This window comes from Serratia rhizosphaerae (assembly GCF_009817885.1).
Classification (GTDB): Bacteria; Pseudomonadota; Gammaproteobacteria; order Enterobacterales; family Enterobacteriaceae; genus Serratia_B; species Serratia_B rhizosphaerae.
Window position 1 is genome coordinate 3,791,064 of sequence record NZ_CP041764.1, and the last position, 22,992, is coordinate 3,814,055.

Here is a 22,992-nt window from a genome sequence, read left to right on the forward strand (position 1 = left end):
TTTGCACGGATATATTAAAGTATAACGCCGGTCTTCTGACCGGCGTTGTCGTTTTCAGCAGCTGTCGCGGCGGCACAGCGTTGAGGGCAGCGAACCTTCAGCATGCCATTCCTGATCATTCAGCCGCGCCAGCAGCGCCTTGCCGGCCTGAATGCCGATCTCCCGGTGCGGCACCGTCATGGTGGTCAACGGCGGCTGGCAGACCCGGCTGACCTCGCTGTTGCCGAAGCCGACCACCGCCAGCTGTTCCGGCACCTTGACGTGCCGGCGCTGGCATTCATACAGCGCGCCGCAGGCCAGCTCGTCCGAGGCGCATACCAGGGCGTCCAGCTCCGGCCAGGCCAGCAAAAACTCCGGCAGCTGGTGAGCGCCGGTGGCGAAACTGGCGGGCTGTGCGGCGTTGATCACCCGGTGCGGCGACATATGGCTGCGCAGCAGCGCCTGATGCCAACCCTGCAGATGCTGCTGGAAAATCCACTGCTCCTGGTTGGCGCACAGCAGGCCGATATTCTGATAGCCGCCGGCGATCAGCGTGTGGGTTAACTGGTACATGGCGGCGACATAATCGATGCCGATGGTGATATCGATCGGGTCATCGCGCAGGGCGCCGATTTCCACCACCGGGATATTGGCGGCCTGCAGCGCCTGACGGGTGGTCGGCGAGTGTTCGACGCTGAGCAGCACCGCCGCCGCCAGATTGTAGGACAGCAGGGTGGTCAGCAGTTTCTCTTCACGTTCAGGATAGTGCTGCGACTCCGCCAGCATGATCTGATAACCCGCCGGCTGCAGCACCTGCTGCAGGCCGGCGAACATCTCGGCGCAGCCGGACTCCGAAAAACTCGGCACCACCATGGCGATGGTATAAGACGACGCCGACGCCAGCGAACTGGCGGCCAGATTGGGCAGGTAGCCCAGCTCATTGACCGCCGCTTCAATTTTCTCTCTCAGTTTGTCTGAAACCTGTTCCGGCGTGCGTAACGCGCGCGACACCGTCATGGTGCCGACGCCCGCTAGCTGGGCGACCTCGGCCAGCGTAACCCTGCCGGTACTGCGGCGTTTTTTACCGATCGACATGCGTAATCCCGACTGAAAATGCGCATCGTGCGCATAAGCGCCAACCCCAGTAGGCGTTAAATGTTACCGACAGTCTGGCCACGGACAGCGCGGAAGAACCGGAGCGTACACAGGGTACGTGGGGGTTCTGAGCCCTGCCCAGGGCTAAACGGTAAAATGGCCTAATGGGATAGGCGCCAAGTGAATGTGGCTGTAAGAAGCGCTGTCACTGACCCTTACTATCCCGGTATGGGATCCATTTTAACGCGTTCCTTCCATCAGCGATAAAAAACTGTGCGACAACGGCAGCGGCGCTGCATTTTTTTGATAGCGCTATCACAGAACCGGGCGATAACGTTTTGGTAGCGCTATCTTTGAGATCTTTATCACAGTGAGGCGTAAAAACGTTGATTAAAGTTTCTTCGTTGCCCGGGCAAACGGGCGTCGACGGCGACGCTGTATCGGGCTGAAGGAGGAGATGTGCTGAAAGACTGGCTGAAGGCAGAGCATATCCAGCTGTGCGAGCAGGTGGAAGACTGGCGGCAGGCGATAACGCTGAGCGCGCAGCCTTTGCTGCGGGGCGGGATCATCAGCGCCGACTATCTGACGGCGATCTTTCGTCAGTATCAGACGCTGGGACCCTATTTTGTGCTGGCGCCCGGCATCGCCATGCCCCACGCCAGACCGGAAGAGGGGGCAAAGGCGCTCGGCCTGTCGCTGCTGAAGCTGCATCAGGGCGTGCGTTTCCATTCACAGGACAACGACCCGGTGTTTGTGGTGGTGATGCTGTCGGCGCCGGATGGTGACAGCCATATCGAACTGATTGCGCAGTTGGCGGAATTATTTGCCGATGAACGGGCGATGAGTGCGTTATTCGGCGCCACCGATATAAAACAGATTGAGGAGATTATCGCCCGCTATTAATTCCCAGGTTTATTTATTCTTACCGGAAAAGACCCAGCGCAGAATAATTTCTGCGGCCTTACCCTACGCTTAAAATTTGACAGGTGAAAATAATGAAGATTATGGCAATTTGCGGTTCCGGCCTCGGCAGTAGCTTTATGGTGGAAATGAATATTAAAAAGGTGCTGAAAAAAATGGCGGTTGAGGCAGAGGTGGAGCACTCGGATCTTTCCTCCGCCACGCCGGGCGCCGCCGATATTTTTGTGATGGCAAAAGATATCGCCGACAGCGCCAGCGTGCCGGCAGATCAGCTCGTGGTCATCAGCAATATCATTGATATTAACGAGCTGGAAAACAAACTGCGCGCTTACTTTATGGCGCACTCCATTATCTAAGCAACGCAATTGGCGAGGTGGATATGTTTATCCAGGAAACGCTCAGATTTGTGGTTGATATATTAAAAGTCCCTGCGGTGCTGGTGGGGGTTATTGCGCTGATTGGTTTATTAGCGCAGAAAAAATCGTTTTCCGATGTGGTAAAGGGCACGGTAAAAACCATTCTCGGTTTTATTGTATTGGGCGGCGGCGCGAGCGTATTAGTCAGCTCGCTGAATCCGCTGGGGGGGATGTTTGAACACGCATTTAATATCCAGGGCATCATTCCGAATAATGAGGCGATCGTTTCTATTGCGCTGGAGAAGTACGGGGCCTCTACCGCATTGATTATGGCGTTTGGCATGGTGGCGAATATTATCGTCGCCCGCTTTACCCGGCTGAAATACATTTTTCTTACCGGCCATCACACCTTTTATATGGCCTGCATGATCAGCATCATTCTGTCGGTGGCCGGTTTCGAGGGGATCCCGCTGGTGTTTACCGGCGCCCTGACGCTGGGATTGGTGATGGCGTTTTTCCCCGCCATTGCCCAGCGCTATATGCGGCGGATTACCGGCAATGATGATATCGCCTTCGGTCATTTCGGCACCCTGGGATATGTGCTGTCCGGCTGGATTGGCGGCCGCGTCGGCAAAAACTCGCGTTCCACCGAAGAGATGAACCTGCCGAAAAATCTCAGCTTCCTGCGCGATAGCTCGATCTCCATTTCGCTGACCATGATCATTATCTACCTGATCATGGCGATCAGCGCCGGGCAGAACTATGTGGAAAGCGCGCTGAGCGCCGGGCAGAACTATCTGGTGTACTCCATTATTCAGGCCATCACCTTCGCCGCCGGGGTGTTTATTATCCTGCAGGGCGTGCGCCTGATTCTGGCGGAAATCGTGCCGGCGTTTACCGGCTTTTCCGAAAAGCTGGTGCCGAATGCGCGCCCGGCGCTGGACTGCCCGGTGGTGTATCCCTACGCGCCTAACGCGGTGCTGATCGGCTTCCTGTTCAGCTTTCTGGGCGGGCTGGTCGGCCTGTTCTTGCTGGGACAGTTCAAGCTGGTATTGATCCTGCCGGGCGTAGTGCCGCATTTCTTCACCGGCGCGACGGCGGGCGTCTTTGGTAACGCCACCGGCGGTCGCCGCGGCGCCATGCTGGGTGCGTTTGCCAACGGCGTACTGATTACCTTCCTGCCGATGCTGCTGCTGCCGGTGCTGGGCGCGCTGGGTTTTGCCAACACCACCTTCTCCGACGCCGATTTTGGCGTGCTGGGCATCGTGCTGGGCAATATGGCGCGCTTTATGAATACCGAAGCGATTATGGCGACGGTGGTGATTATTTTCGCGCTGCTGGTGGCGCATAACCTGCTGGGGAAACGCAAAGGCGCGCCTTCCGGCGACGGCGTTAAAAAATAGTGAGGGCCATATAATGACAACGACAGATATCAGGGAACTGCGGCTGCTGGCGAAGGCAATTCGTCTGGAGACGCTGAAGGCGCTGACTGGGCTGGGCTTCGGCCACTACGGCGGCTGCATGTCGGTGGTGGAGACGCTGGCGGTGCTGTACGGCGAGGTAATGCGCATCGATCCCGGCGATCCGGACTGGCCGCAGCGCGACAATTTTGTGTTGTCGAAGGGGCATGCCGGCCCGGCGCTGTACAGCACGCTGGCGCTGAAAGGCTATTTCCCGCTGGAAGAGCTGGGCACGCTGAACCAGAACGGCACCCGCCTGCCCAGCCATCCGGACCGACTGCGCACCCGAGGGGTGGATGCCACCACCGGCTCGTTGGGACAGGGCGTCTCCATCGCCGCCGGCATGGCGCTGTCGCACCGGCTGGCGCAGCGCGATAACCGGGTGTTTTGCCTGCTTGGGGACGGCGAATTGAACGAAGGCCAGTGCTGGGAGGCGTTCCAGTTTATTGCGCACCACAATCTGCACAACCTGACGCTGTTTATCGATTACAACAAACAGCAGCTGGACGGCCTGCTGGATGAGGTGATCAAACCCTTCGATCTGGCGGGCAAGTTCCGCGCCTTCGGCTTCGCGGCCGAGAGTGTCAAAGGGGACGATATTGCGGCGATCCGTGCGGCGGTAGCGCCGCGCCGCAGCGGCGAGCAGCGGCCGCTGGTGGTGATTCTCGACAGTGTTAAAGGTCAGGGGGTGCCCTATCTGGAGCAACTGAGCAACTCGCACCACCTGCGGCTGACGCCGGAGGTGCGTCAGCATATCGAACACGCCATAGCCGAACTGGAGGCCGCCCATGTTTAACGACAGAACGCAGATGGAACAAGACCGCGTTGAAATGCGACAGGTGTATGCCGGCATGGTGCGCGGCCAGATAGAGCAGGGGGCGCCGATTATCGCGCTGGAGGCGGATCTGATGAGCTCGATGGCGATGGATGGCGTACAGCGCGATCATCCGCACCACGTGATTAACTGCGGCATTATGGAGGCGAATGTGATCGGCGTGGCGGCCGGCCTGTCGCTGACCGGGCGGGTGCCGTTCGTGCACACCTTTACCGCCTTCGCCAGCCGCCGCTGTTTCGATCAGCTGTTTATGTCACTGGATTATCAGCGCAATAACGTCAAGGTGATCGCCTCCGATGCAGGGGTGACCGCCTGCCATAACGGCGGCACCCATATGTCGTTTGAGGATATGGGCATCGTGCGCGGGCTGGCGCACTCGGTGGTGCTGGAAGTGACCGACGCCACCATGTTTGCTGATATCCTGCGCCAGCTGATGACGCTGGAAGGCTTTTACTGGGTGCGCACCACGCGCAAGCAGGCGACGCGTATTTATCAGGATGGCGCGCAGTTCACCATCGGTAAGGGCAACCTGCTGCGCGACGGCGAGGACATCACGCTGATCGCCAACGGCATTATGGTGGCTGAAGCGCTGCAGGCGGCGCAGATGCTGGCGCGGCAAGGGGTCAGCGCGGCGGTGATCGATATGTTCACCCTCAAGCCGATCGACCGCGATATCATTACCCGCTATGCGACCAAAACCGGGCGCATCGTCACCTGTGAAAACCACAGTATCCATAACGGGCTGGGTTCGGCGGTGGCGGAGGTGCTGGCGGAACACTGCCCGACGCCGATGCGCCGGGTAGGCGTGAAGGAGCGCTATGGCCAGGTCGGTACGCAGGCATTTCTGCAGCAGGAGTATGGCCTGACGGCGGAGCATATTCTGGCGGCGGCGCAGCAGCTGTTGTAAAGCGGGATTATTACCTGGCTTATATCAAAAATGATAGTTAAGTGGCCCGGTAACTGCAGATTCGGGTGTTGACCTTTAGCGCGCATCACGGGCTGCCGAACAAGGAACCCGAGCCAGGGGCAACCGGACAGGGATGTCCGGTTGAGGCGCCACAGGCAGGGAGGCCTGTAGAGCCGACCCGCCCGGCGACGGTGACGCAGAGAGGGCACCTGCGAAGCAGGCAGAACGTGTCTAAGCGCGGGCGCGGGTGCAGGGGCCGCGCCTACGGCCCTTGCAATTGCCGTTCACTGTCGTTACAGAGAATAACCGTACGTTTACGGCAATTCTGGTTGCATCGTGCTAACAGAAATACAGCATATAAAAAAACACCCTGTTAGCAGATTATTGCTTACAGGGTGCTGAGTTAAGGGGCCAGCATTGCCGGCCCCTGTATTTTTTTGTCAGGCGTTTGAATTACGCCTGGGCATCAGCCTGGGAAGACTGAATGGCCGTCAGTGCTACGGTATAGACGATATCGTCTACCAGCGCGCCGCGCGACAGGTCGTTCACCGGTTTGCGCATGCCTTGCAGCATCGGCCCGATGGACACCAGATCGGCGGAACGCTGCACCGCTTTATAAGTGGTGTTGCCGGTGTTCAGATCCGGGAAGATGAACACGGTGGCTTTACCGGCAACCGGCGAGTTCGGCGCTTTGGATTTCGCCACGTCGGCCATGATGGCGGCGTCGTACTGCAGCGGGCCGTCGATGATCAGGTCCGGACGTTTTTCCTGCGCCAGGCGGGTTGCTTCGCGGACTTTTTCCACGTCGCTGCCGGCGCCGGAGTTACCGGTTGAGTAGGAGATCATCGCCACGCGCGGCTCGATGCCGAATGCGCTGGCGGAGTCCGCCGACTGGATGGCGATCTCGGACAGCTGCTCGGCGGTCGGATCCGGGTTGATCGCGCAGTCGCCGTAGACCAGCACCTGATCCGGCAGCAGCATAAAGAACACGGAAGAGACCAGCGAGCTGCCCGGCGCGGTTTTGATCAGCTGCAGCGGCGGACGGATGGTATTGGCGGTAGTATGCACGGCGCCGGAAACCAGGCCGTCGACTTCGCCTTTTTCCAGCATCAGCGTGCCGAGCACCACGTTGTCTTCCAACTGCTCGCGCGCCACCACTTCGGTCATGCCTTTGTTTTTGCGCAGTTCAACCAGACGCGGCACGTAGTTTTCACGTACCTGCTCCGGATCGACGATCTCGATGCCTTTGCCCAGTTCCACGCCCTGCGCTGCGGCAACGCGCTGGATCTCATCCGGGTTGCCGAGCAGTACGCATTCGGCAATGCCGCGTTCGGCGCAGATTGCCGCCGCTTTCACGGTGCGCGGCTCGTCGCCTTCCGGCAGAACGATGCGTTTACCGGCTTTACGCGCCAGTTCGGTCAGCTCGTAACGGAACGCCGGCGGCGACAGGCGACGCGAGCGCTCGGAGGCGGCGGTCAGCGATTCGATCCACTCGGCGCTGATATGGCTGGCCACGTAGTTCTGCACTTTTTCGATGCGCTGATGGTCGTCGGTCGGCACTTCGAGGTTGAAGCTCTGCAGGCTCAGTGAGGTCTGCCAGGTGTTGGTGTCCACCATAAACACCGGCAGGCCGGTGGCGAACGCGCGTTCGCACAGCTTTTTGATCGGCTCGTCGATTTCATAGCCGCCGGTCAGCAGCAGCGCGCCGATTTCCACGCCGTTCATCGCCGCCAGACAGGCGGAAACCAGCACGTCCGGGCGGTCGGCGGAGGTCACCAGCAGCGAGCCCGGGCGGAAGTGTTCCAGCATATGCGGGATGCTGCGCGCGCAGAAGGTCACGGACTTCACGCGGCGGGTCATGATATCGCCTTCGTTAATCACGCGCGCCTTCAGGTGGCGTGCCATATCAATGGCGCGGGTGGCAATCAGATCGAAGCTCCACGGCACGCAGCCGAGCACCGGCAGCGGGCTGTTGGCGAACAGCTGCTTCGGATCGACATTGGCGACGCTGGCCTTGGTGGAGTCGTCGAAGATTTCCGACAGGTCAGGGCGGGTGCGGCCCTGCTCGTCGACCGGCGCGTTCAGTTTGTTGATGATAACGCCGGTGATGTTTTTGTTCTTGCTGCCGCCGAAGCTGGTGCGCGCCAGTTCGATGCGTTCTTTCAGCTGCGCCGGCGAGTCGTTGCCCAGCGCCAGCACGAAGACGATCTCGGCGTTCAGGGTTTTGGCGATCTCATAGTTCAGCGCGCTGGCGAACTGGTGCTTGCGGGTCGGCACCAGGCCTTCGATCAGCACCACTTCCGCGTCTTTGGTATTTTCGTGGTAGCGCGCCACGATCTCTTCCATCAGCACGTCCTGCTGATTGGAGCTGAGCAGGCTTTCCACATAGCTCATGCGCAGCGGCTCGGCGGCCGGAATGGTGGAGTTGCTGCGGATGATGGTGGTGGTCTGGTCGAGGGTATCGTCGCCGGTGCGCGGCTGGGCGATAGGTTTGAATACGCTGAGGCGAACGCCTTGCTGCTCCATGGAGCGGATGACGCCCAGGCTGACGCTGGTCAAACCGACGCTGGTGCCAGTGGGGATCAACATAATTGTACGTGACACAGAATAGTCCTCTTCACGATGGATATGCGGTAGTCGCCTGATCGTGCGCTGCGGCCGGGCGGCAAAGCGGTGCGGCCAACGGGGCCGTCTGCGGCGGCGATAAGGCTGAAACAACACCGCCAGCCGGAGCTGACGGTGTTTGGTACGTTACGCAGTCAGGCGGGCTGCGTCCTGCGCGATAACCAACTCTTCGTTGGTCGGGATCACCAGCGCCAGACGGCTGCCGTCTTTGGTGATGGCCCCGGCTTTGCCGAAACGGGCGGCCAGGTTGCGTTCATGGTCGACTTCGAAGCCGAGCAGGCCCAGCTTGTTCAGGGTCATTTCACGCACCATGCCGGCGTTTTCGCCGATGCCGCCGGTGAAGATCACCGCGTCCAGACGGCCGTCCATCAGCGCGCTGTAGGCGCCGATGTATTTCGCCAGGCGGTGGCAGAAGACGTCCATCGCGCGCTTGGCGTCTTCTTTGGTGGCGTAGTTGTCTTCCACATAGCGGCAGTCGCTGGTGACTTCGGTCAGACCCAGCAGGCCGGACTCTTTGGTCAGCAGTTTGTTGATCTGATCGACGCTCATGCCCAGCGCGTCATGCAGGTGGAAGATGATCGCCGGGTCGATGTCGCCGCTGCGGGTGCCCATCACCAGACCTTCCAGTGGGGTCAGGCCCATGGAGGTGTCGACGCATTTGCCGTTGCGTACTGCGGTCACGGAGCCGCCGTTGCCCAGGTGGCAGGTGATGACGTTGACCTCATCCACCGGCTTGTTCAGCATTTTGGCCGCTTCCTGAGTCACGAAGAAGTGGCTGGTGCCGTGTGCGCCGTAGCGGCGTACGCCGTGGTCGCGGTACAGGCTGTACGGCAGGGCATACAGATAGGATTCTTCTGGCATGGTCTGATGGAACGCGGTGTCGAACACGGCGACGTTCTTGTCAGCCAGCGCAGGGAAAGACTTCAGCGCCTCATTGATACCGATCAGGTGCGCCGGGTTGTGCAAAGGTGCAAACGGCACGGAATCTTTGATACCCTGCAGCACTTCATCATTGATCAAGGCGGAGGCGGTAAACTTCTCGCCGCCGTGTACGATACGGTGACCAATGGCGGTCAGCTGGGCGGAAAGTTCAGGTTTTTGTGCCAGGATGGTGTTAACAATAAAATTCAGCGCTTCGCTGTGGGCCGCACCGGCACCGAGTGCCGCTTCTTGCTTGCCGCCGTCCATTTTCCACTTAATGCGCGCCTCGGGGAGGTGGAAGCATTCAGCCAAGCCGGAAAGATGTTCTTCACCGTTGATAGCATCAATGATCGCGAATTTCAGGGAAGAACTGCCGCAGTTAAGAACCAGTACTAGCTTACTCGACATGGAAGTACCTACTTTATAGTTCGTGTTGTTAAAAGAAAATCAAAAAACACGTAGTGAATTAATCGTCAATCAGACAACAAGCGTAGCGCATAATGCCGTTGACATTTATGATTAACATCATGTGAAGCACAGAAAACACATGATGGTGAAAAAACCGGGTGTTTCTCCGCAGTTTAAGTAATCTTGCTTGTTATAGGGCTAAAAATTGACAAAATTTGACAAACTTGTCGTCATCTTCTAGCTGGCCAAAAGGCCGGATTAGGATACCGATAGCCCACGGTAAACACAAAATAAATTTAAAGCTTCAAATTTTTTAGTAGTGTGGTTGGCGCCACCCCCATTTTTCTGCGACGTTGAGGTATGCGATGACGAGCAAACCGTCCGGTTCCGTAAGTTGGTTTCAGGTATTCCAGCGCGGACAGCACTATATGAAAACCTGGCCGTCGGACAAACGTCTGGCCCCGGTCTTTCCGGAGAATCGCGTTGCGCGCGCCACTCGTTTCGCCATTCGTTTTATGCCGCCGCTGGCGGTGTTCACCCTGACCTGGCAGATTGCGCTGGGCGGCCAGCTCGGCCCGGCGATCGCCACCGCGCTGTTCGCCTGCAGCCTGCCGATGCAGGGGCTGTGGTGGCTGGGCCGCCGTTCGCTGACGCCGCTGCCGCCGGCGTTGCTCGGCTGGTTCCATGAGGTGCGCGACAAGCTGGCGCAGGCCGGTCAGGCGCTGGCGCCGGTGGAAGGCACGCCGACCTATCAGTCGCTGGCGGATCTGCTCAAGCGCGCGTTCAAGCAGCTGGACAAGACCTTCCTGGACGATCTCTGAGGTCCGCCGCCGCCGGGCGTAACGCCCCGGCGGCGTCAAACTTGGCGCAAATCAAAGAAGCGGCGGGTTGTGATTCCATGCCTCAAATCAGTATGCGATGCTCACGCCAATTTGCAGAACTGAGGACCCTAAACATGGAAATGACCCACGCCCAACGCCTGATCCTGTCTAACCAGTATAAGATGATGACGATGCTCGACCCGGGCAACGCCGAGCGCTACCGCCGCCTGCAAACCGTGGTGGAGCGCGGTTTCGGCCTGCAGCTGCGTGAACTGGATCGTGATTTTGACGAGATGAGCGAAGAGGTTTGCCGCACCATCATCAATATTATGGAAATGCACCATGCGCTGCAGGTGTCCTGGGAGAATCTCAAGGATCGCCAGGGGCTGGAGGCGCGTCGTCTGGCGTTCCTCGGCTTTGATGCGGCGACCGAGGCGCGCTACCTGAGCTATGTGCGTTTCCTGGTCAACACAGAGGGACGCTATACTCACTTCGACGCCGGCAGCCACGGCTTTAACGCCCAGACCAAAATGTGGGATAAATATCAGCGCATGCTGGCGCTGTGGCTGTCCTGTCCGCGTCAGTATCATTTGAGCGCCGTCGAGATAGCGCAAATTATTAATGCTTGATTAAAAAGAGGTTTCCTGTGGAGTGTAAAGGTTTTCTGTTCGACCTGGATGGTACGTTGGTAGATTCATTGCCCGTCGTGGAGCGCGCCTGGACCCAGTGGGCCAACCGGCACGGCGTCGATCCGCAGGAGGTGCTGGATTTTATTCACGGTAAACAGGCCATTACCTCTTTGCGCCACTTTATGCCGGGCGCCAGCGAGGCCGATATTCAGCATGAGCACGACCTGCTGGAGCAGGTGGAAGCGCAGGATACCGACGGCGTACGCGCCCTGCCGGGTGCGGCGGCGCTGCTGGAACGGCTGAACACGCTGGGTATTCCCTGGGCGATCGTCACCTCCGGTTCGGTGCCGGTTGCCAGCGCGCGCCGCGAGGCGGCGGGGCTGCCGCTGCCGGCGGTATTTGTCACCGCCGAGCAGGTCGAGCGCGGTAAACCGCAGCCGGACGCTTATCTGCTGGGTGCGGAGCGCCTGGGGCTGGCGCCGCAGGCGTGCGTGGTGGTGGAAGACGCGGCGGCGGGCATCGCTTCGGGCCTGGCCGCCGGCTGTCAGGTGATTGCGGTCAATGCGCCTGCCGATGCGCCGCAGCTGGAACAGGTCGATCTGCGCCTTTCCTCCCTGGAGCAATTGCAGGTTGACGGCGGGGCGCACGGCGCGCGCATCACGCTGCGCGACTGATCGCCGCTATTCGCCGGCAAATTGATTAGACCCCGCATGCGCGGGGTTTTTTTGTGCTAATTTTTAAGACCTTGGAACCTGGCGGACGGACGAGGCCGATTTGAACAGCGAATTACTGTGGGTGTTGTGTTTGTTGCTGGTGGCGATTGTGCTGTTTACCACCAACAAACTGCGCATGGATGTGGTCGCCTTATTGGTGATCATCGCCTTTGTGTTAAGCGGAACGCTAACCTTGCAGGAGGCGACGGTCGGCTTTAGCGACCCGAACGTAATTCTGATCGCCGCGCTGTTCGTTATCGGCGAAGGGCTGGTGCGCACCGGCGTGGCCTATCAGGTCGGGGACTGGCTGGTGAAGGTGGCCGGCAGCAGCGAAACCAAAATGCTGGTGCTGCTGATGGTGACGGTGGCCGGGCTGGGCGCGTTTATGAGCTCCACCGGCGTGGTGGCGATTTTTATCCCGGTGGTGCTCAGCGTGGCGGCGCGGATGAAAACCGCGCCGGGGCGGCTGATGATGCCGCTGAGCTTTGCCGGCCTGATCAGCGGGATGATGACGCTGGTGGCGACGCCGCCGAATATGGTGGTGAACAGTGAGCTGGTGCGCGAGGGCATTCGCGGCTTCGGTTTCTTCGGCGTCACGCCGATCGGCATCGTGGTGCTGGTGCTCGGCGTGGGCTATATGCTGCTGGCGCGGCGCTGGCTGGGCGGCGAATCGCCGGACAGCCGTAAAGAGAGCTGGCAGCGGCGCACTTTCCGCGATCTTATCCGCGATTACAAACTGACCGGGCGGGCGCGACGCCTGGCGCTGCGCCGCGGCTCCCCGCTGGTGGGGCGTTCGCTGGATGAGCTGCATCTGCGGGCGCGTTACGGCGCCAACGTGGTGGGCATTGAGCGCTGGAAGCGTTTCCGGCGGGTGATGGTCAGCGCCTCCGGCAGTACCGAGCTGCGCGAACGTGATGTGCTGCTGATCGATATGTCGGCCAGCGACGTTGACCTGCGTGAATTTTGCAGCGAGCAGCAGCTGGAGCCGATGGTGCTGCGCGGCGACTATTTCTCTGAACAGTCGCGCAACGTCGGCATGGCGGAGGTATCGCTGATCCCCGATTCGGCGCTGCTGGGTAAAAGCCTGCGGGAAAACGGCTTTCGCAGCCGCTACGATCTCAACGTAGTCGGCATTCGCCGCGGTGGCGAGACGCTGGCGGGCAAGCTGGTGGATGAACCGCTGGCATTGGGGGATATGCTGCTGGTGATCGGCGACTGGAAGGCCATTCGCCAGCTGCAGAGCCAAACTCACGACTTTATCGTGCTCAACCTGCCGGCGGAGGTGGACGAAGTGGCGCCGGCGATGACGCAGGCGCCGCACGCGCTGTTCTGTCTGGCGCTGATGGTGGCGATGATGCTGACCGATGAGGTGCCGAACCCTATCGCGGCGCTGGTCGCCTGCCTGCTGATGGGGAAATTCCGCTGTATCGATATGGAAAGCGCCTATAAATCGATCCACTGGCCGAGCATTATTCTGATCGTCGGCATGATGCCGTTTGCGCAGGCGCTGCAGAAGACCGGCGGGGTGGATCTGATCGTGCAGGGGCTGATGGACGTGGCCGGCAATATGGGGCCGCGCGTGATGCTGCTCTGCCTGTTCGTGCTGTGCGCCACGATCGGCCTGTTTATCTCCAATACCGCCACGGCGGTTCTGATGGCGCCGATTGCCATCGCGGCGGCGCGGGAAATGGCGGTATCACCGTATCCGTTCGCCATGATTATCGCCATTGCCGCTTCCGCAGCCTTTATGACGCCGGTCTCTTCGCCGGTGAATACGCTGGTTCTGGGGCCGGGGAATTATAAGTTCGGCGATTTTGTGCGCCTTGGCGTGCCGTTCACCGTGTTGGTGATGCTGGTCAGCGTCGCGCTGGTGCCGTGGCTGTTTCCGTTCTGAGCGTGGTAAATTGCAGGGCGCGTACGTGGTTGCCGCGCCCTGACGGTTACAGTTCGGCGTCCAGACTGATCTCATCCAGCGACAGGCTGAAACTGGGGATAAACACCGTCATGAAATACTCCATTTCCGGGCTGTTGCGCAGTTGCAACGTCTTTTCCAACCGGGCTTTGGCCAGCGTAAACTCCTGATTGCCCGCCGACAGCTCTTCCAGGCACTTCAGGTAGGCGCACAGGGCGTCGGCCTGCTTGACCACCAGCTTTTCATCTTCGCTGTAGCAGTGCTCGTCCAGGATGCTGCGAAAGTCATTGCGCAGCTCTTCCGGGATCATCGCCAGCAGTTTTTGCTGCGCCACTTTTTCGATCTTCTTATATTCGTGGGCAATCTGCGGATTGTAATATTTGATCGGCGTCGGCATATCGCCGGTGATCACTTCGCTGGCGTCGTGATACATCGCCAGCAGCGCTACGCGTTCGGCGTTCAGGTTGCCGTTGAACTTGCGGTTTTTGATCACCGCCAGCGCGTGGGCGACAAACGCCACCTGCAGGCTGTGCTCGGAGACGTTCTCGGTGCGCACGTTGCGCATCAGCGGCCAGCGGTTGATAAGTTTCAGGCGGGACAGGTGGGCAAAAAAATGGCTCTGGCTCATGGGGTGTTCTCTACGGCGGCAAGGAGCTTTATTCTGATCACTACGGCGCGTTTATGCAAACGCGCCGTGAATGACATTTACTGGCGGTAGTTTTCCAGGAAACGCCCCAGTTTGCCGACCGCCATTTCCAGCTCGTCGACGCGCGGCAGGGTAACGATGCGCACGTGATCGGGGTAAGGCCAGTTAAACGCGCTGCCCTGCACCAGCAGCACTTTTTCCTGCAGCAGCAAATCCAGCACCAGCTTCTGATCGTCGTGAATATTAAAGCGTTTGGCGTCAATGCGCGGGAACATATACAGCGCGCCCTGAGGCTTCACGCAGGAGACGCCGGGAATCTCGTTGAGCAGTTCCCAGGTGCGGTTACGCTGTTCGTACAGGCGGCCGCCCGGCTGAATAAACTCGCTGATGCTTTGGTAGCCGCCCAGCGCGGTCTGAATGGCGTGCTGCATCGGCACGTTGGCGCACAGGCGCATCGATGCCAGCATTTCCAGCCCTTCGATATAGCCTTTGGCGTGCTTTTTCGGGCCGTTCAGCACCATCCAGCCCTGACGGAAGCCGGCGACGCGGTAGGTCTTGGACAGGCCGTTAAAGGTGACGGTCAGCAGGTCCGGCGCCAGCGAGGCGATAGAGATATGTTCGGCGGCGTCATACAGAATTTTGTCGTAGATTTCGTCGGCGAAGATGATCAGGTTATGTTCGCGCGCTATCTCGACGATCTGTTCCAGCAACGCTTTGCTGTACACTGCGCCGGTCGGGTTGTTCGGGTTAATGATCACGATGCCGCGGGTGCGCGGGGTGATTTTACTGCGAATATCGTCGAGGTCCGGGAACCAGCCGGCGTCTTCGTCACACAGATAGTGGACGGCTTTGCCGCTGGAGAGGGAAACCGCCGCGGTCCACAGCGGGTAATCGGGCGCCGGCACCAGCATTTCGTCGCCGCTGTTCAGCAGCGCCTGCATCGACTGGACGATCAGCTCGGACACGCCGTTGCCGATGTAAATATCCTCGACGGTGACGTCGCGCATGTCGCGCGCCTGATAGTGCTGCATAATCGCCTTACGCGCCGAGTAGAGCCCTTTGGAATCACAGTAGCCCTGAGCGGTCGGCAGGTTGCGGATCACATCGACCAGAATTTCATCCGGCGCTTCAAAGCCGAAAGGGGCGGGGTTGCCGATGTTGAGTTTGAGGACTTTGTTGCCTTCTTCTTCTAGGCGTTTGGCTTCTTTGAGCACCGGACCGCGAATGTCATAACAAACGTTGTCCAGTTTGCTGGATTTCTCAATGGGGGACATAAAAAAACTGTGCCTTCTGCTGGGATAGGGCATTCCTACCGTGGAACGCCGCAACCTGCCCAATGTACTCCTGGTACCTGCGCTTTTGAAGGGCTGCGCACACCTTTGGTGCAAACGATCGGCTAAAATGGCGATTTTAACGATGATAAGTCTGGTTAAAAAAATTTGTTGGCATTAAATTCTGTTTTTTGTTTAATTGTTGGTGTTTTATTATGCTTGGCGCGCTGGGGCGTAAACCTGACTGCACAGCGTGAGCAAGGGCGCTTTGGTTTTCGGCAGCAAACCGTTGCGTTTCCTTTGTGATGCCGAGGTCTGCGTGATATTCCCGGACTAGTCTTATGGCTTGACGGGGAATTCATCACCACACTGCTACATAAACAATATTTATATTAGAAAACTTTCACTTTGTGACTTAACTAACATTTAAGTTATTATTTTGGCTTTCAGATTGAATGGTTTTTTACTGATTGAATTTATTGATTTATTTTTATGCCTGGCGCATTTGTTCGGCGAAAAATGCCAAGTTTTCATGAGCTTTTACGCTAAGGTTGCGGGCGAACATGAGAGAAAGTAAGCACATTAAGTGTGGTAATTCAGCGGGGGGAATGAGTAAAATTCTTGTGCCCACTCAAATCAATCACTTTAGCAAAGCGCAGATCCGTGCCAGTTAAGCGGCAGCGATCGGTTGCATTCTAAAAGGCGATAGAGGTAACGAAATATAAGGAATTTTTTGCCCTCCACTTATGAGTGGGGTAGTGTCGTACCTGGCGCCGTTCTTTTAAACAGTGCCTTAGAAATACACCAGGGTAGTTTCAAATATAGAATTTAAAAAGTGAAGAAAAACACTATGACCAATGCAAATCGTCCGATACTTAATCTCGACCTCGATCTGCTAAGAACTTTTGTGGCTGTTGCCGATCTGAATACGTTTGCCGCAGCGGCCGTCGCCGTCTGCCGTACTCAGTCCGCGGTCAGCCAGCAAATGCAGCGATTAGAGCAATTGGTAGGCAAAGAGTTATTCGCCCGTCACGGCCGTAATAAACTGCTTACCGAGCATGGCATACAGCTGCTGGGTTATGCCAGAAAAATATTGCGCTTTAATGATGAAGCCTGCGCCTCGTTGATGTTTAACAATATCAAGGGCGTGCTCACTATTGGCGCTTCCGATGACACGGCCGACACTATTTTACCGTTCCTGCTAAACCGCGTGACCGCTGTTTATCCGAAACTGGCGGTAGACGTACGGGTCAAGCGTAGCCCATTTATGCTGGATATGCTCAAAAACGGCGAAGTGGATCTGGCCATTACCACCGTCGATACCGTCGGCCACCCGCATGTGGTGCTGCGCACCTCGCCAACGCTATGGTACTGCGCGGCGGATTACCATTTCCAACCGGATGAGCCGATCCCGCTGGTGGTGCTGGATGAGCCTTGTCCTTTCCGCGCGATGGCGATCGAGCACCTGGATGAGGCCGGGATCCCATGGCGTATCGCCTATGTGGCTTCTACGCTGTCGGCGGTTCGCACCGCCTGTAAGGCGGGACTGGGCGTAACCGTCCGTCCGGTGGAGATGATGAGCCCGGATCTGCGCGTGCTGGGCGCGGCGGAAGGTCTGCCGGCGCTGCCGGAGACGCAATACACGCTGTGTAAAGATATCCAGTGCGAAAATGAGCTGGCGATGGCGATTTTCGGCGCGGTACAGCACGGCAATACCAACTACAGCTTCCAGAATGCCGTATCCACTGAAGATGCGGTTGATGACGATGAATAGCGCTAAACAGCGCGTCGAGTAACCACAAAACCTCTGCTACGGCGGAGGTTTTTTTTTGCCATTTTTCATAAAAATTGTATTTATTGCCATTTCGTCATCAATTCATGTAGTGACGCCTGTTTGTTTGTCTCTTTTCTGCCATTCATCCGCATTTATCCGCATGAAAATATTTATCTTCGCTTTTTTGCCTGTTGTGCGAAAATCAAGAAGGCAGGTTTTTTTTATGGATATTTTATAGCCTGAAGGTGTGGTTAAAATTCACGCTTAAATTTATAAAAAATGTTAAAGAGCCACACTTTTTTTGAGGATTTCTGCTGAAAACGTGTCCTGGATCAAAAAAATACCCCTAGGTAGTGAGTGGAACAACAGGGAATACCTGAGAGAATGATATAGTAAAACTGAAATGTGCATATTGGTTGATATCTATCTGTTTCTACACAGCAAATGACTGACACGATTTAGCCTGAAAGCTGGCGCATGAAATGTTAATTAAATGATACGTATGTAAACTAATGTGTAGATACTTTTGTCAAAGTTGACAAAAGGTTATAGAAAGGAGTAAAAAGCCCACAGTAAAAACGCTGCTTAACGCATTGTAATAGCAGTTGGTTTTTTGTGGTTATTTATCCTTCCCTTAAATCGATGTGGTGCACTAACTGCCGTGATAAGAGCAGAATGATCGACGCCACTTTTGATGAGTAAGCAAAGAGTATGTCAACAACCACTGAAGTTATCGCTCATCACTGGGCATTCGCCGTATTTCTTGTCGTGGCCATCGGGCTGTGCGGCCTCATGCTGCTGGGCGCGTATTTCCTGGGCGGGAGAGCCCGTGCGCGTGCCAAAAACACCCCGTTTGAATCCGGTATCGACTCGGTCGGTTCGGCGCGTATGCGCCTGTCCGCCAAGTTCTATCTGGTTGCCATGTTCTTCGTTATTTTCGATGTAGAAGCCTTGTATCTCTATGCCTGGTCGGTCTCGATTCGCGAGAGCGGCTGGGTGGGCTTTATCGAAGCCGCCATTTTCATTTTGGTGCTACTGGCCGGTCTGGTTTATCTGGTGCGCATCGGCGCATTGGACTGGACGCCTGCACGCTCAAAGCGTCAGGTCAAACCAAGCACGATCACTAACACCAACCGTCATCCGCAGTAGTTATTTGTGGTTAAAAACGAGGCATTAAGATGGACTATACGCTCACCCGCATAGACCCGAACGGTGAGAACGACCGTTACCCCCTGCAAAAACAGGAGATCGTCGCCGATCCTCTGGAACAACAGGTTCACCGCACGGTTTACATGGGTAAACTCGAACATGCATTGCATGACATGGTGAACTGGGGGCGCAAAAACTCTCTTTGGCCGTATAACTTCGGCCTTTCGTGCTGTTATGTAGAGATGGTGACCTCGTTTACCGCCGTTCATGACGTTGCGCGTTTTGGTGCGGAAGTGCTGCGTGCTTCCCCGCGCCAGGCCGACTTTATGGTGGTGGCGGGTACCTGCTTCACCAAAATGGCCCCGGTTATCCAGCGGCTGTACGAGCAGATGCTTGAGCCGAAATGGGTGATCTCCATGGGCGCCTGCGCCAACTCCGGCGGTATGTACGATATCTATTCCGTGGTGCAGGGCGTGGACAAGTTCCTGCCGGTCGACGTGTATATCCCAGGCTGCCCGCCGCGTCCGGAAGCGTATATGCAGGCGCTGCTGCTGCTGCAGGAATCCATCGGTAAAGAGCGTCGTCCGCTGTCGTGGGTGGTTGGCGATCAGGGTGTGTATCGCGCCAACATGCAGTCGGAAAGAGAACGCAAGCACGGCGAGCGTATTGCAGTCACCAATCTGCGCACGCCTGACGAGGTTTAAGACGTTCATTTAACGTCCATCTTAATGCGCTATTGGTAAACACAGCGAAAGTTAAGCTTGCAGCGATTTGACCCTTCAGTGTGGTGAAAAAATATTATGACAGATTCAACGACGCACGACGCTCTGCCTGACTGGCACACCCGCGATCATCTTGACGATCCGGTGATCGGCGAACTGCGCAACCGTTTTGGGCCGGAAGCCTTTACTGTTCAAGCAACCCGTACCGGTATGCCCGTGGTATGGGTCAAGCGTGAGCAGCTCCTGGAAGTAATGACGTTTTTAAGAAAACAGCCGAAGCCGTATGTCATGCTGTTCGACCTGCATGGCGTTGACGAGCGTCTGCGCACTCACCGCCAGGGTCTGCCTGCTGCGGATTTCTCTGTTTTCTATCATCTGATTTCCATCGAACGCAACCGCGATATCATGCTGAAGGTGGCGCTGGCTGAAAAAGACCTGCACGTGCCTACCGCGACCAAGGTGTTCCCGAACGCCAACTGGTACGAGCGTGAGACCTGGGAAATGTTCGGCATCACCTTCGACGGCCACCCGCACCTGACGCGCATCATGATGCCGCAGACTTGGGAAGGCCACCCGCTGCGCAAGGATTACCCGGCGCGCGCCACCGAATTCGATCCGTTCGTGCTGACCAAGCAGAAAGAAGATCTGGAGATGGAGTCGCTGACCTTCAAGCCGGAAGAGTGGGGCATGAAGCGCGGCAACGAGAACGAGGACTACATGTTCCTCAACCTCGGGCCGAACCACCCGTCGGCGCACGGTGCGTTCCGTATTATCCTGCAGCTGGACGGCGAGGAGATCGTCGACTGCGTGCCGGATATCGGTTACCACCACCGCGGCGCAGAGAAGATGGGCGAACGTCAGTCCTGGCACAGCTACATCCCGTACACCGACCGTATCGAATACCTGGGCGGCTGCGTTAACGAAATGCCGTACGTGCTGGCGGTGGAAAAACTGGCCGGCATCAAGGTGCCCGAGCGCGTCGACACCATCCGCGTGATGCTGTCCGAGCTGTTCCGCATCAACAGCCACCTGCTGTATATCAGCACCTTTATTCAGGACGTCGGCGCCATGACGCCGGTATTCTTCGCCTTCACCGACCGTCAGAAGATCTACGATCTGGTGGAAGCCATCACCGGTTTCCGTATGCACCCGGCGTGGTTCCGCATCGGCGGCGTGGCGCATGACCTGCCGCGCGGCTGGGATCGCCTGCTGCGCGAATTCCTGGAATGGATGCCGAAGCGTCTGGACTCCTACGTCAAGGCGGCGCTGAAAAACACCATCCTGAAAGGCCGTTCCGTCGGCGTGGCGGCGTATAACGCCAAAGACGCGCTGGACTGGGGCGTCACCGGCGCCGGCCTGCGCGCCACCGGCATCGAGTTCGACGTGCGTAAATGGCGTCCGTACTCCGGCTATGAAAACTTCGACTTTGAAGTGCCGGTCGGCGACGGCGTCAGCGACTGCTACAGCCGCGTGATGCTGAAGGTGGAAGAGCTGCGCCAGAGCCTGCGCATCCTCGAACAGTGCCTGAACAATATGCCGGAAGGCCCGTTCAAGGCCGATCACCCGCTGACGACGCCGCCGCCGAAAGAGCGCACGTTGCAGCACATTGAAACGCTGATCACCCACTTCCTGCAGGTTTCCTGGGGCCCGGTGATGCCAGCGAATGAATCATTCCAGATGATTGAAGCCACCAAAGGGATTAACAGCTACTACCTGACCAGCGACGGCAGCACCATGAGCTACCGCACCCGGGTACGTACGCCAAGCTTTGCGCACCTGCAGCAAATCCCGGCGGTTATCCGTGGCAGCCTGGTTTCCGACCTGATCGTCTATCTGGGTAGTATCGATTTTGTAATGTCAGATGTGGACCGCTAACTATGCATGATCAAAAAGATAATCACGTGAGTCACCATGTGCCTGAGCCTATCGACGCGGCCGCTCCAGCGAGCGGCGTTGATGCGTTTGAGCTGAGTGCGGCAGAGCGTGATGCGATTGAGCATGAAAAGCACCATTACGAAGATCCGCGCGCCGCTTCGATTGAAGCGCTGAAAATTGTGCAGAAGCAGCGCGGCTGGGTACCGGATGGGGCGATTTATGCCATCGCAGAAGTGCTGGGCATTCCTGCCAGCGACGTAGAAGGCGTTGCCACGTTCTACAGCCAGATTTTCCGTCAGCCGGTAGGACGTCACGTGATTCGCTACTGTGACAGCGTGGTGTGTCACATCACCGGTTACCAGGGCATTCAGGCCGCGATCGAGAAGAAACTGAACATCAAGCCGGGGCAAACCACCGGCGATGGTCGTTTCACGCTGCTGCCGACCTGCTGTCTGGGCAACTGCGATAAAGGGCCGACCATGATGATTGATGAGGATACTCACAGTCAGCTGAAGCCTGAAGATATCGATAATCTACTGGAGCAGTACCAATGATCAAAGACATTGTACGCACTCCCGAGATGCATCCGTTGACCTGGCGTTTGCGCGACGACAAACAGCCGGTGTGGCTGGATGAATACCGCAGCAAAAACGGCTACGCGGGAGCGGAAAAGGCCATCAAAGGCATGGCGCCGGATGAAATCGTCAGCCTGGTCAAAGACTCCGGCCTGAAAGGGCGCGGCGGCGCGGGCTTCTCCACCGGTCTGAAGTGGAGCCTGATGCCGAAAGACGAAACCATGAACATCCGTTACCTGCTGTGTAACGCCGATGAGATGGAGCCGGGCACCTACAAAGACCGCCTGCTGATGGAACAGCTGCCGCACCTGCTGGTGGAAGGCATGCTGATCTCCGCCTTTGCGCTCAAGGCGTACCGCGGCTACATCTTCCTGCGCGGTGAATATGTCGAAGCGGCGGAACGTCTGCGTCGCGCCATCGCCGAAGCCACCGAAGCGGGCTATCTGGGCAAAAACATTATGGGCAGCGGCTTCGATTTCGAGCTGTTTGTCCACACCGGCGCCGGCCGCTATATCTGCGGCGAAGAGACGGCGCTGATCAACTCGCTGGAAGGCCGCCGCGCCAACCCGCGCTCCAAGCCGCCATTCCCGGCCTCCGCCGGCGTCTGGGGCAAGCCGACCTGCGTCAACAACGTAGAGACGCTGTGCAACGTGCCGGCGATCCTGGCCAACGGCGTGGAGTGGTATACCGGTATTTCCGGCAGCGAAGACAAAGGCACCAAGCTGATGGGCTTCTCCGGCCGGGTGAAGAACCCGGGCGTCTGGGAGCTGCCGTTCGGCACCACCGCGCGTGAAATTCTGGAAGATTACGCCGGCGGCATGCGCGACGGCCTGAAATTCAAAGCCTGGCAGCCGGGCGGGGCGGGGACCGACTTCCTGACCGCCGACCACCTCGATCTGCCGATGGAATACGGCACGATCGGCAAGGCCGGCAGCCGTCTGGGCACCGCGCTGGCGATGGCGGTCGATCACGAAATCGGCATGGTTTCCCTGGTGCGCAATCTGGAAGAGTTCTTTGCGCGCGAGTCCTGCGGCTGGTGTACCCCGTGCCGCGACGGTCTGCCGTGGAGCGTGAAAATCCTGCGTGCGCTGGAAAACGGCGAAGGGCAGCCGGGAGATATTGAAACCCTGGAGCAGCTGTGCCGTTTCCTTGGCCCGGGTAAAACCTTCTGCGCACACGCGCCGGGCGCCGTAGAGCCGCTGCAAAGCGCAATTAAATATTTCCGTGACGAGTTTGAAGCCGGTATCGCCGTACAGCATTTTAGCAATGCTCATGCCATCAGCGGTATTCAGGCCAACAACTTGCTGAAGCAACGCTGGTAAGCCCGCTTTTAGCCCGCCGTACGTCCGCGGGCGGCCAACGGTGCCGCCGGGGCAGTACGCAGGGATAACAGAATTT

The 22,992-nt window shown here is 57.8% G+C and carries 20 protein-coding genes; 15 read left to right on the forward strand and 5 right to left on the reverse strand.

Features of this window, described 5'->3' with window-relative positions:
- Positions 1–54: 54 nt before the first annotated feature.
- Positions 55–1,074 carry a LacI family DNA-binding transcriptional regulator gene (locus FO014_RS17655; RefSeq protein ID WP_105231946.1) on the reverse strand — a complete coding sequence of 340 codons (1,020 nt, stop codon included), beginning with the start codon at positions 1,072–1,074 and terminating at the stop codon, positions 55–57.
- Between the two features lie 459 nt (positions 1,075–1,533).
- Here FO014_RS17655 and FO014_RS17660 point away from each other — a divergent pair, with 459 nt between their 5' ends.
- From FO014_RS17660 to FO014_RS17680, 5 genes are all read left to right on the forward strand, one after another.
- On the forward strand, positions 1,534–1,977 hold the full coding sequence (locus tag FO014_RS17660; RefSeq protein ID WP_105231945.1) for a PTS sugar transporter subunit IIA: 444 nt from the start codon (positions 1,534–1,536) through the stop codon (positions 1,975–1,977).
- Positions 1,978–2,069: 92 nt separating this feature from the next.
- Positions 2,070–2,351, forward strand: coding sequence for a PTS sugar transporter subunit IIB (locus FO014_RS17665; RefSeq protein ID WP_160030465.1), 282 nt, complete (start codon positions 2,070–2,072; stop codon positions 2,349–2,351).
- Between the two features lie 23 nt (positions 2,352–2,374).
- On the forward strand, positions 2,375–3,754 hold the full coding sequence (locus tag FO014_RS17670; protein ID WP_111736717.1) for a PTS ascorbate transporter subunit IIC: 1,380 nt from the start codon (positions 2,375–2,377) through the stop codon (positions 3,752–3,754).
- A 13-nt stretch (positions 3,755–3,767) separates the two neighbouring features.
- On the forward strand, positions 3,768–4,607 hold the full coding sequence (locus FO014_RS17675; RefSeq protein ID WP_160030466.1) for a transketolase: 840 nt from the start codon (positions 3,768–3,770) through the stop codon (positions 4,605–4,607).
- Positions 4,600–5,553, forward strand: a complete 954-nt coding sequence (locus tag FO014_RS17680) for a transketolase family protein (RefSeq protein ID WP_160030467.1) — start codon at positions 4,600–4,602, stop codon at positions 5,551–5,553. The genes FO014_RS17675 and FO014_RS17680 overlap by 8 nt, the downstream gene beginning before the upstream one ends.
- Positions 5,554–6,006: 453 nt before the next feature.
- On the opposite strand, the gene pta is transcribed toward FO014_RS17680, so the two are convergent.
- Positions 6,007–8,142, reverse strand: coding sequence for a phosphate acetyltransferase (pta, locus tag FO014_RS17685; RefSeq protein WP_172606333.1), 2,136 nt, complete (start codon positions 8,140–8,142; stop codon positions 6,007–6,009).
- Between the two features lie 162 nt (positions 8,143–8,304).
- Positions 8,305–9,507, reverse strand: coding sequence for an acetate kinase (gene ackA, locus FO014_RS17690; RefSeq protein WP_105231938.1), 1,203 nt, complete (start codon positions 9,505–9,507; stop codon positions 8,305–8,307).
- A 365-nt stretch (positions 9,508–9,872) separates the two neighbouring features.
- On the opposite strand from ackA, the gene yfbV reads away from it, so the two are divergent.
- The 4 genes from yfbV to FO014_RS17710 all read left to right on the forward strand — a co-directional run bounded on the left by yfbV (position 9,873) and on the right by FO014_RS17710 (position 13,564).
- A complete protein-coding gene (yfbV, locus tag FO014_RS17695; protein ID WP_105231937.1) occupies positions 9,873–10,328 on the forward strand; it encodes a terminus macrodomain insulation protein YfbV in 456 nt (151 codons plus the stop codon).
- A gap of 134 nt (positions 10,329–10,462) precedes the next feature.
- Entirely contained in the window at positions 10,463–10,957 is a 495-nt protein-coding gene (locus tag FO014_RS17700) for a YfbU family protein (protein ID WP_105231936.1), read from the forward strand.
- A 17-nt stretch (positions 10,958–10,974) separates the two neighbouring features.
- The gene (locus FO014_RS17705; RefSeq protein WP_105231935.1) at positions 10,975–11,631 is read left to right on the forward strand and encodes a sugar phosphatase; all 657 of its coding nucleotides are present in this window, start codon (positions 10,975–10,977) and stop codon (positions 11,629–11,631) included.
- A 100-nt stretch (positions 11,632–11,731) separates the two neighbouring features.
- Positions 11,732–13,564, forward strand: coding sequence for an SLC13 family permease (locus FO014_RS17710; protein ID WP_160030468.1), 1,833 nt, complete (start codon positions 11,732–11,734; stop codon positions 13,562–13,564).
- Between the two features lie 46 nt (positions 13,565–13,610).
- Here FO014_RS17710 and yfbR read toward each other — a convergent pair whose 3' ends face one another.
- Together yfbR and FO014_RS17720 are read right to left on the reverse strand one after the other, a co-directional pair.
- On the reverse strand, positions 13,611–14,210 hold the full coding sequence (gene yfbR, locus FO014_RS17715; protein WP_015673162.1) for a 5'-deoxynucleotidase: 600 nt from the start codon (positions 14,208–14,210) through the stop codon (positions 13,611–13,613).
- Positions 14,211–14,287: 77 nt separating this feature from the next.
- A complete protein-coding gene (locus FO014_RS17720; protein ID WP_160030469.1) occupies positions 14,288–15,502 on the reverse strand; it encodes a pyridoxal phosphate-dependent aminotransferase in 1,215 nt (404 codons plus the stop codon).
- Positions 15,503–16,349: 847 nt separating this feature from the next.
- Here FO014_RS17720 and lrhA point away from each other — a divergent pair.
- The 6 genes from lrhA to nuoF all read left to right on the forward strand — a co-directional run bounded on the left by lrhA (position 16,350) and on the right by nuoF (position 22,916).
- Entirely contained in the window at positions 16,350–17,273 is a 924-nt protein-coding gene (gene lrhA, locus FO014_RS17725; protein ID WP_160030470.1) for a transcriptional regulator LrhA, read from the forward strand.
- Positions 17,274–17,984: 711 nt separating this feature from the next.
- Positions 17,985–18,422, forward strand: a complete 438-nt coding sequence (nuoA, locus tag FO014_RS17730) for an NADH-quinone oxidoreductase subunit NuoA (RefSeq protein ID WP_015673159.1) — start codon at positions 17,985–17,987, stop codon at positions 18,420–18,422.
- Positions 18,423–18,451: 29 nt separating this feature from the next.
- Positions 18,452–19,126 (forward strand): NuoB/complex I 20 kDa subunit family protein, encoded by a 675-nt coding sequence (locus FO014_RS17735; RefSeq protein ID WP_015673158.1) that lies wholly within the window; start codon positions 18,452–18,454, stop codon positions 19,124–19,126.
- A gap of 96 nt (positions 19,127–19,222) precedes the next feature.
- Positions 19,223–21,019: an NADH-quinone oxidoreductase subunit C/D gene (nuoC, locus tag FO014_RS17740; protein WP_105231931.1), complete on the forward strand. Its 1,797-nt coding sequence runs from the start codon at positions 19,223–19,225 to the stop codon at positions 21,017–21,019.
- Between the two features lie 2 nt (positions 21,020–21,021).
- Positions 21,022–21,573: an NADH-quinone oxidoreductase subunit NuoE gene (gene nuoE, locus FO014_RS17745; protein WP_105231930.1), complete on the forward strand. Its 552-nt coding sequence runs from the start codon at positions 21,022–21,024 to the stop codon at positions 21,571–21,573.
- The gene (gene nuoF, locus FO014_RS17750; protein WP_160031432.1) at positions 21,573–22,916 is read left to right on the forward strand and encodes an NADH-quinone oxidoreductase subunit NuoF; all 1,344 of its coding nucleotides are present in this window, start codon (positions 21,573–21,575) and stop codon (positions 22,914–22,916) included. The genes nuoE and nuoF overlap by 1 nt, the downstream gene beginning before the upstream one ends.
- Positions 22,917–22,992 lie beyond the last annotated feature (76 nt).

Coding starts and splice junctions, on each gene's coding strand:
- FO014_RS17655 (WP_105231946.1), bottom strand. CDS start 1,074: ATGTCGATCGGTAAAAAACGCCGCAGTACCGGCAGGGTTACGCTGGCC.
- yfbR (WP_015673162.1), bottom strand. CDS start 14,210: ATGAGCCAGAGCCATTTTTTTGCCCACCTGTCCCGCCTGAAACTTATC.
- FO014_RS17665 (WP_160030465.1), top strand. CDS start 2,070: ATGAAGATTATGGCAATTTGCGGTTCCGGCCTCGGCAGTAGCTTTATG.
- FO014_RS17700 (WP_105231936.1), top strand. CDS start 10,463: ATGGAAATGACCCACGCCCAACGCCTGATCCTGTCTAACCAGTATAAG.
- nuoA (WP_015673159.1), top strand. CDS start 17,985: ATGTCAACAACCACTGAAGTTATCGCTCATCACTGGGCATTCGCCGTA.
- yfbV (WP_105231937.1), top strand. CDS start 9,873: ATGACGAGCAAACCGTCCGGTTCCGTAAGTTGGTTTCAGGTATTCCAG.
- FO014_RS17675 (WP_160030466.1), top strand. CDS start 3,768: ATGACAACGACAGATATCAGGGAACTGCGGCTGCTGGCGAAGGCAATT.
- ackA (WP_105231938.1), bottom strand. CDS start 9,507: ATGTCGAGTAAGCTAGTACTGGTTCTTAACTGCGGCAGTTCTTCCCTG.
- FO014_RS17735 (WP_015673158.1), top strand. CDS start 18,452: ATGGACTATACGCTCACCCGCATAGACCCGAACGGTGAGAACGACCGT.
- pta (WP_172606333.1), bottom strand. CDS start 8,142: ATGTTGATCCCCACTGGCACCAGCGTCGGTTTGACCAGCGTCAGCCTG.
- nuoE (WP_105231930.1), top strand. CDS start 21,022: ATGCATGATCAAAAAGATAATCACGTGAGTCACCATGTGCCTGAGCCT.
- FO014_RS17720 (WP_160030469.1), bottom strand. CDS start 15,502: ATGTCCCCCATTGAGAAATCCAGCAAACTGGACAACGTTTGTTATGAC.
- nuoC (WP_105231931.1), top strand. CDS start 19,223: ATGACAGATTCAACGACGCACGACGCTCTGCCTGACTGGCACACCCGC.
- lrhA (WP_160030470.1), top strand. CDS start 16,350: ATGACCAATGCAAATCGTCCGATACTTAATCTCGACCTCGATCTGCTA.
- FO014_RS17680 (WP_160030467.1), top strand. CDS start 4,600: ATGTTTAACGACAGAACGCAGATGGAACAAGACCGCGTTGAAATGCGA.
- FO014_RS17670 (WP_111736717.1), top strand. CDS start 2,375: ATGTTTATCCAGGAAACGCTCAGATTTGTGGTTGATATATTAAAAGTC.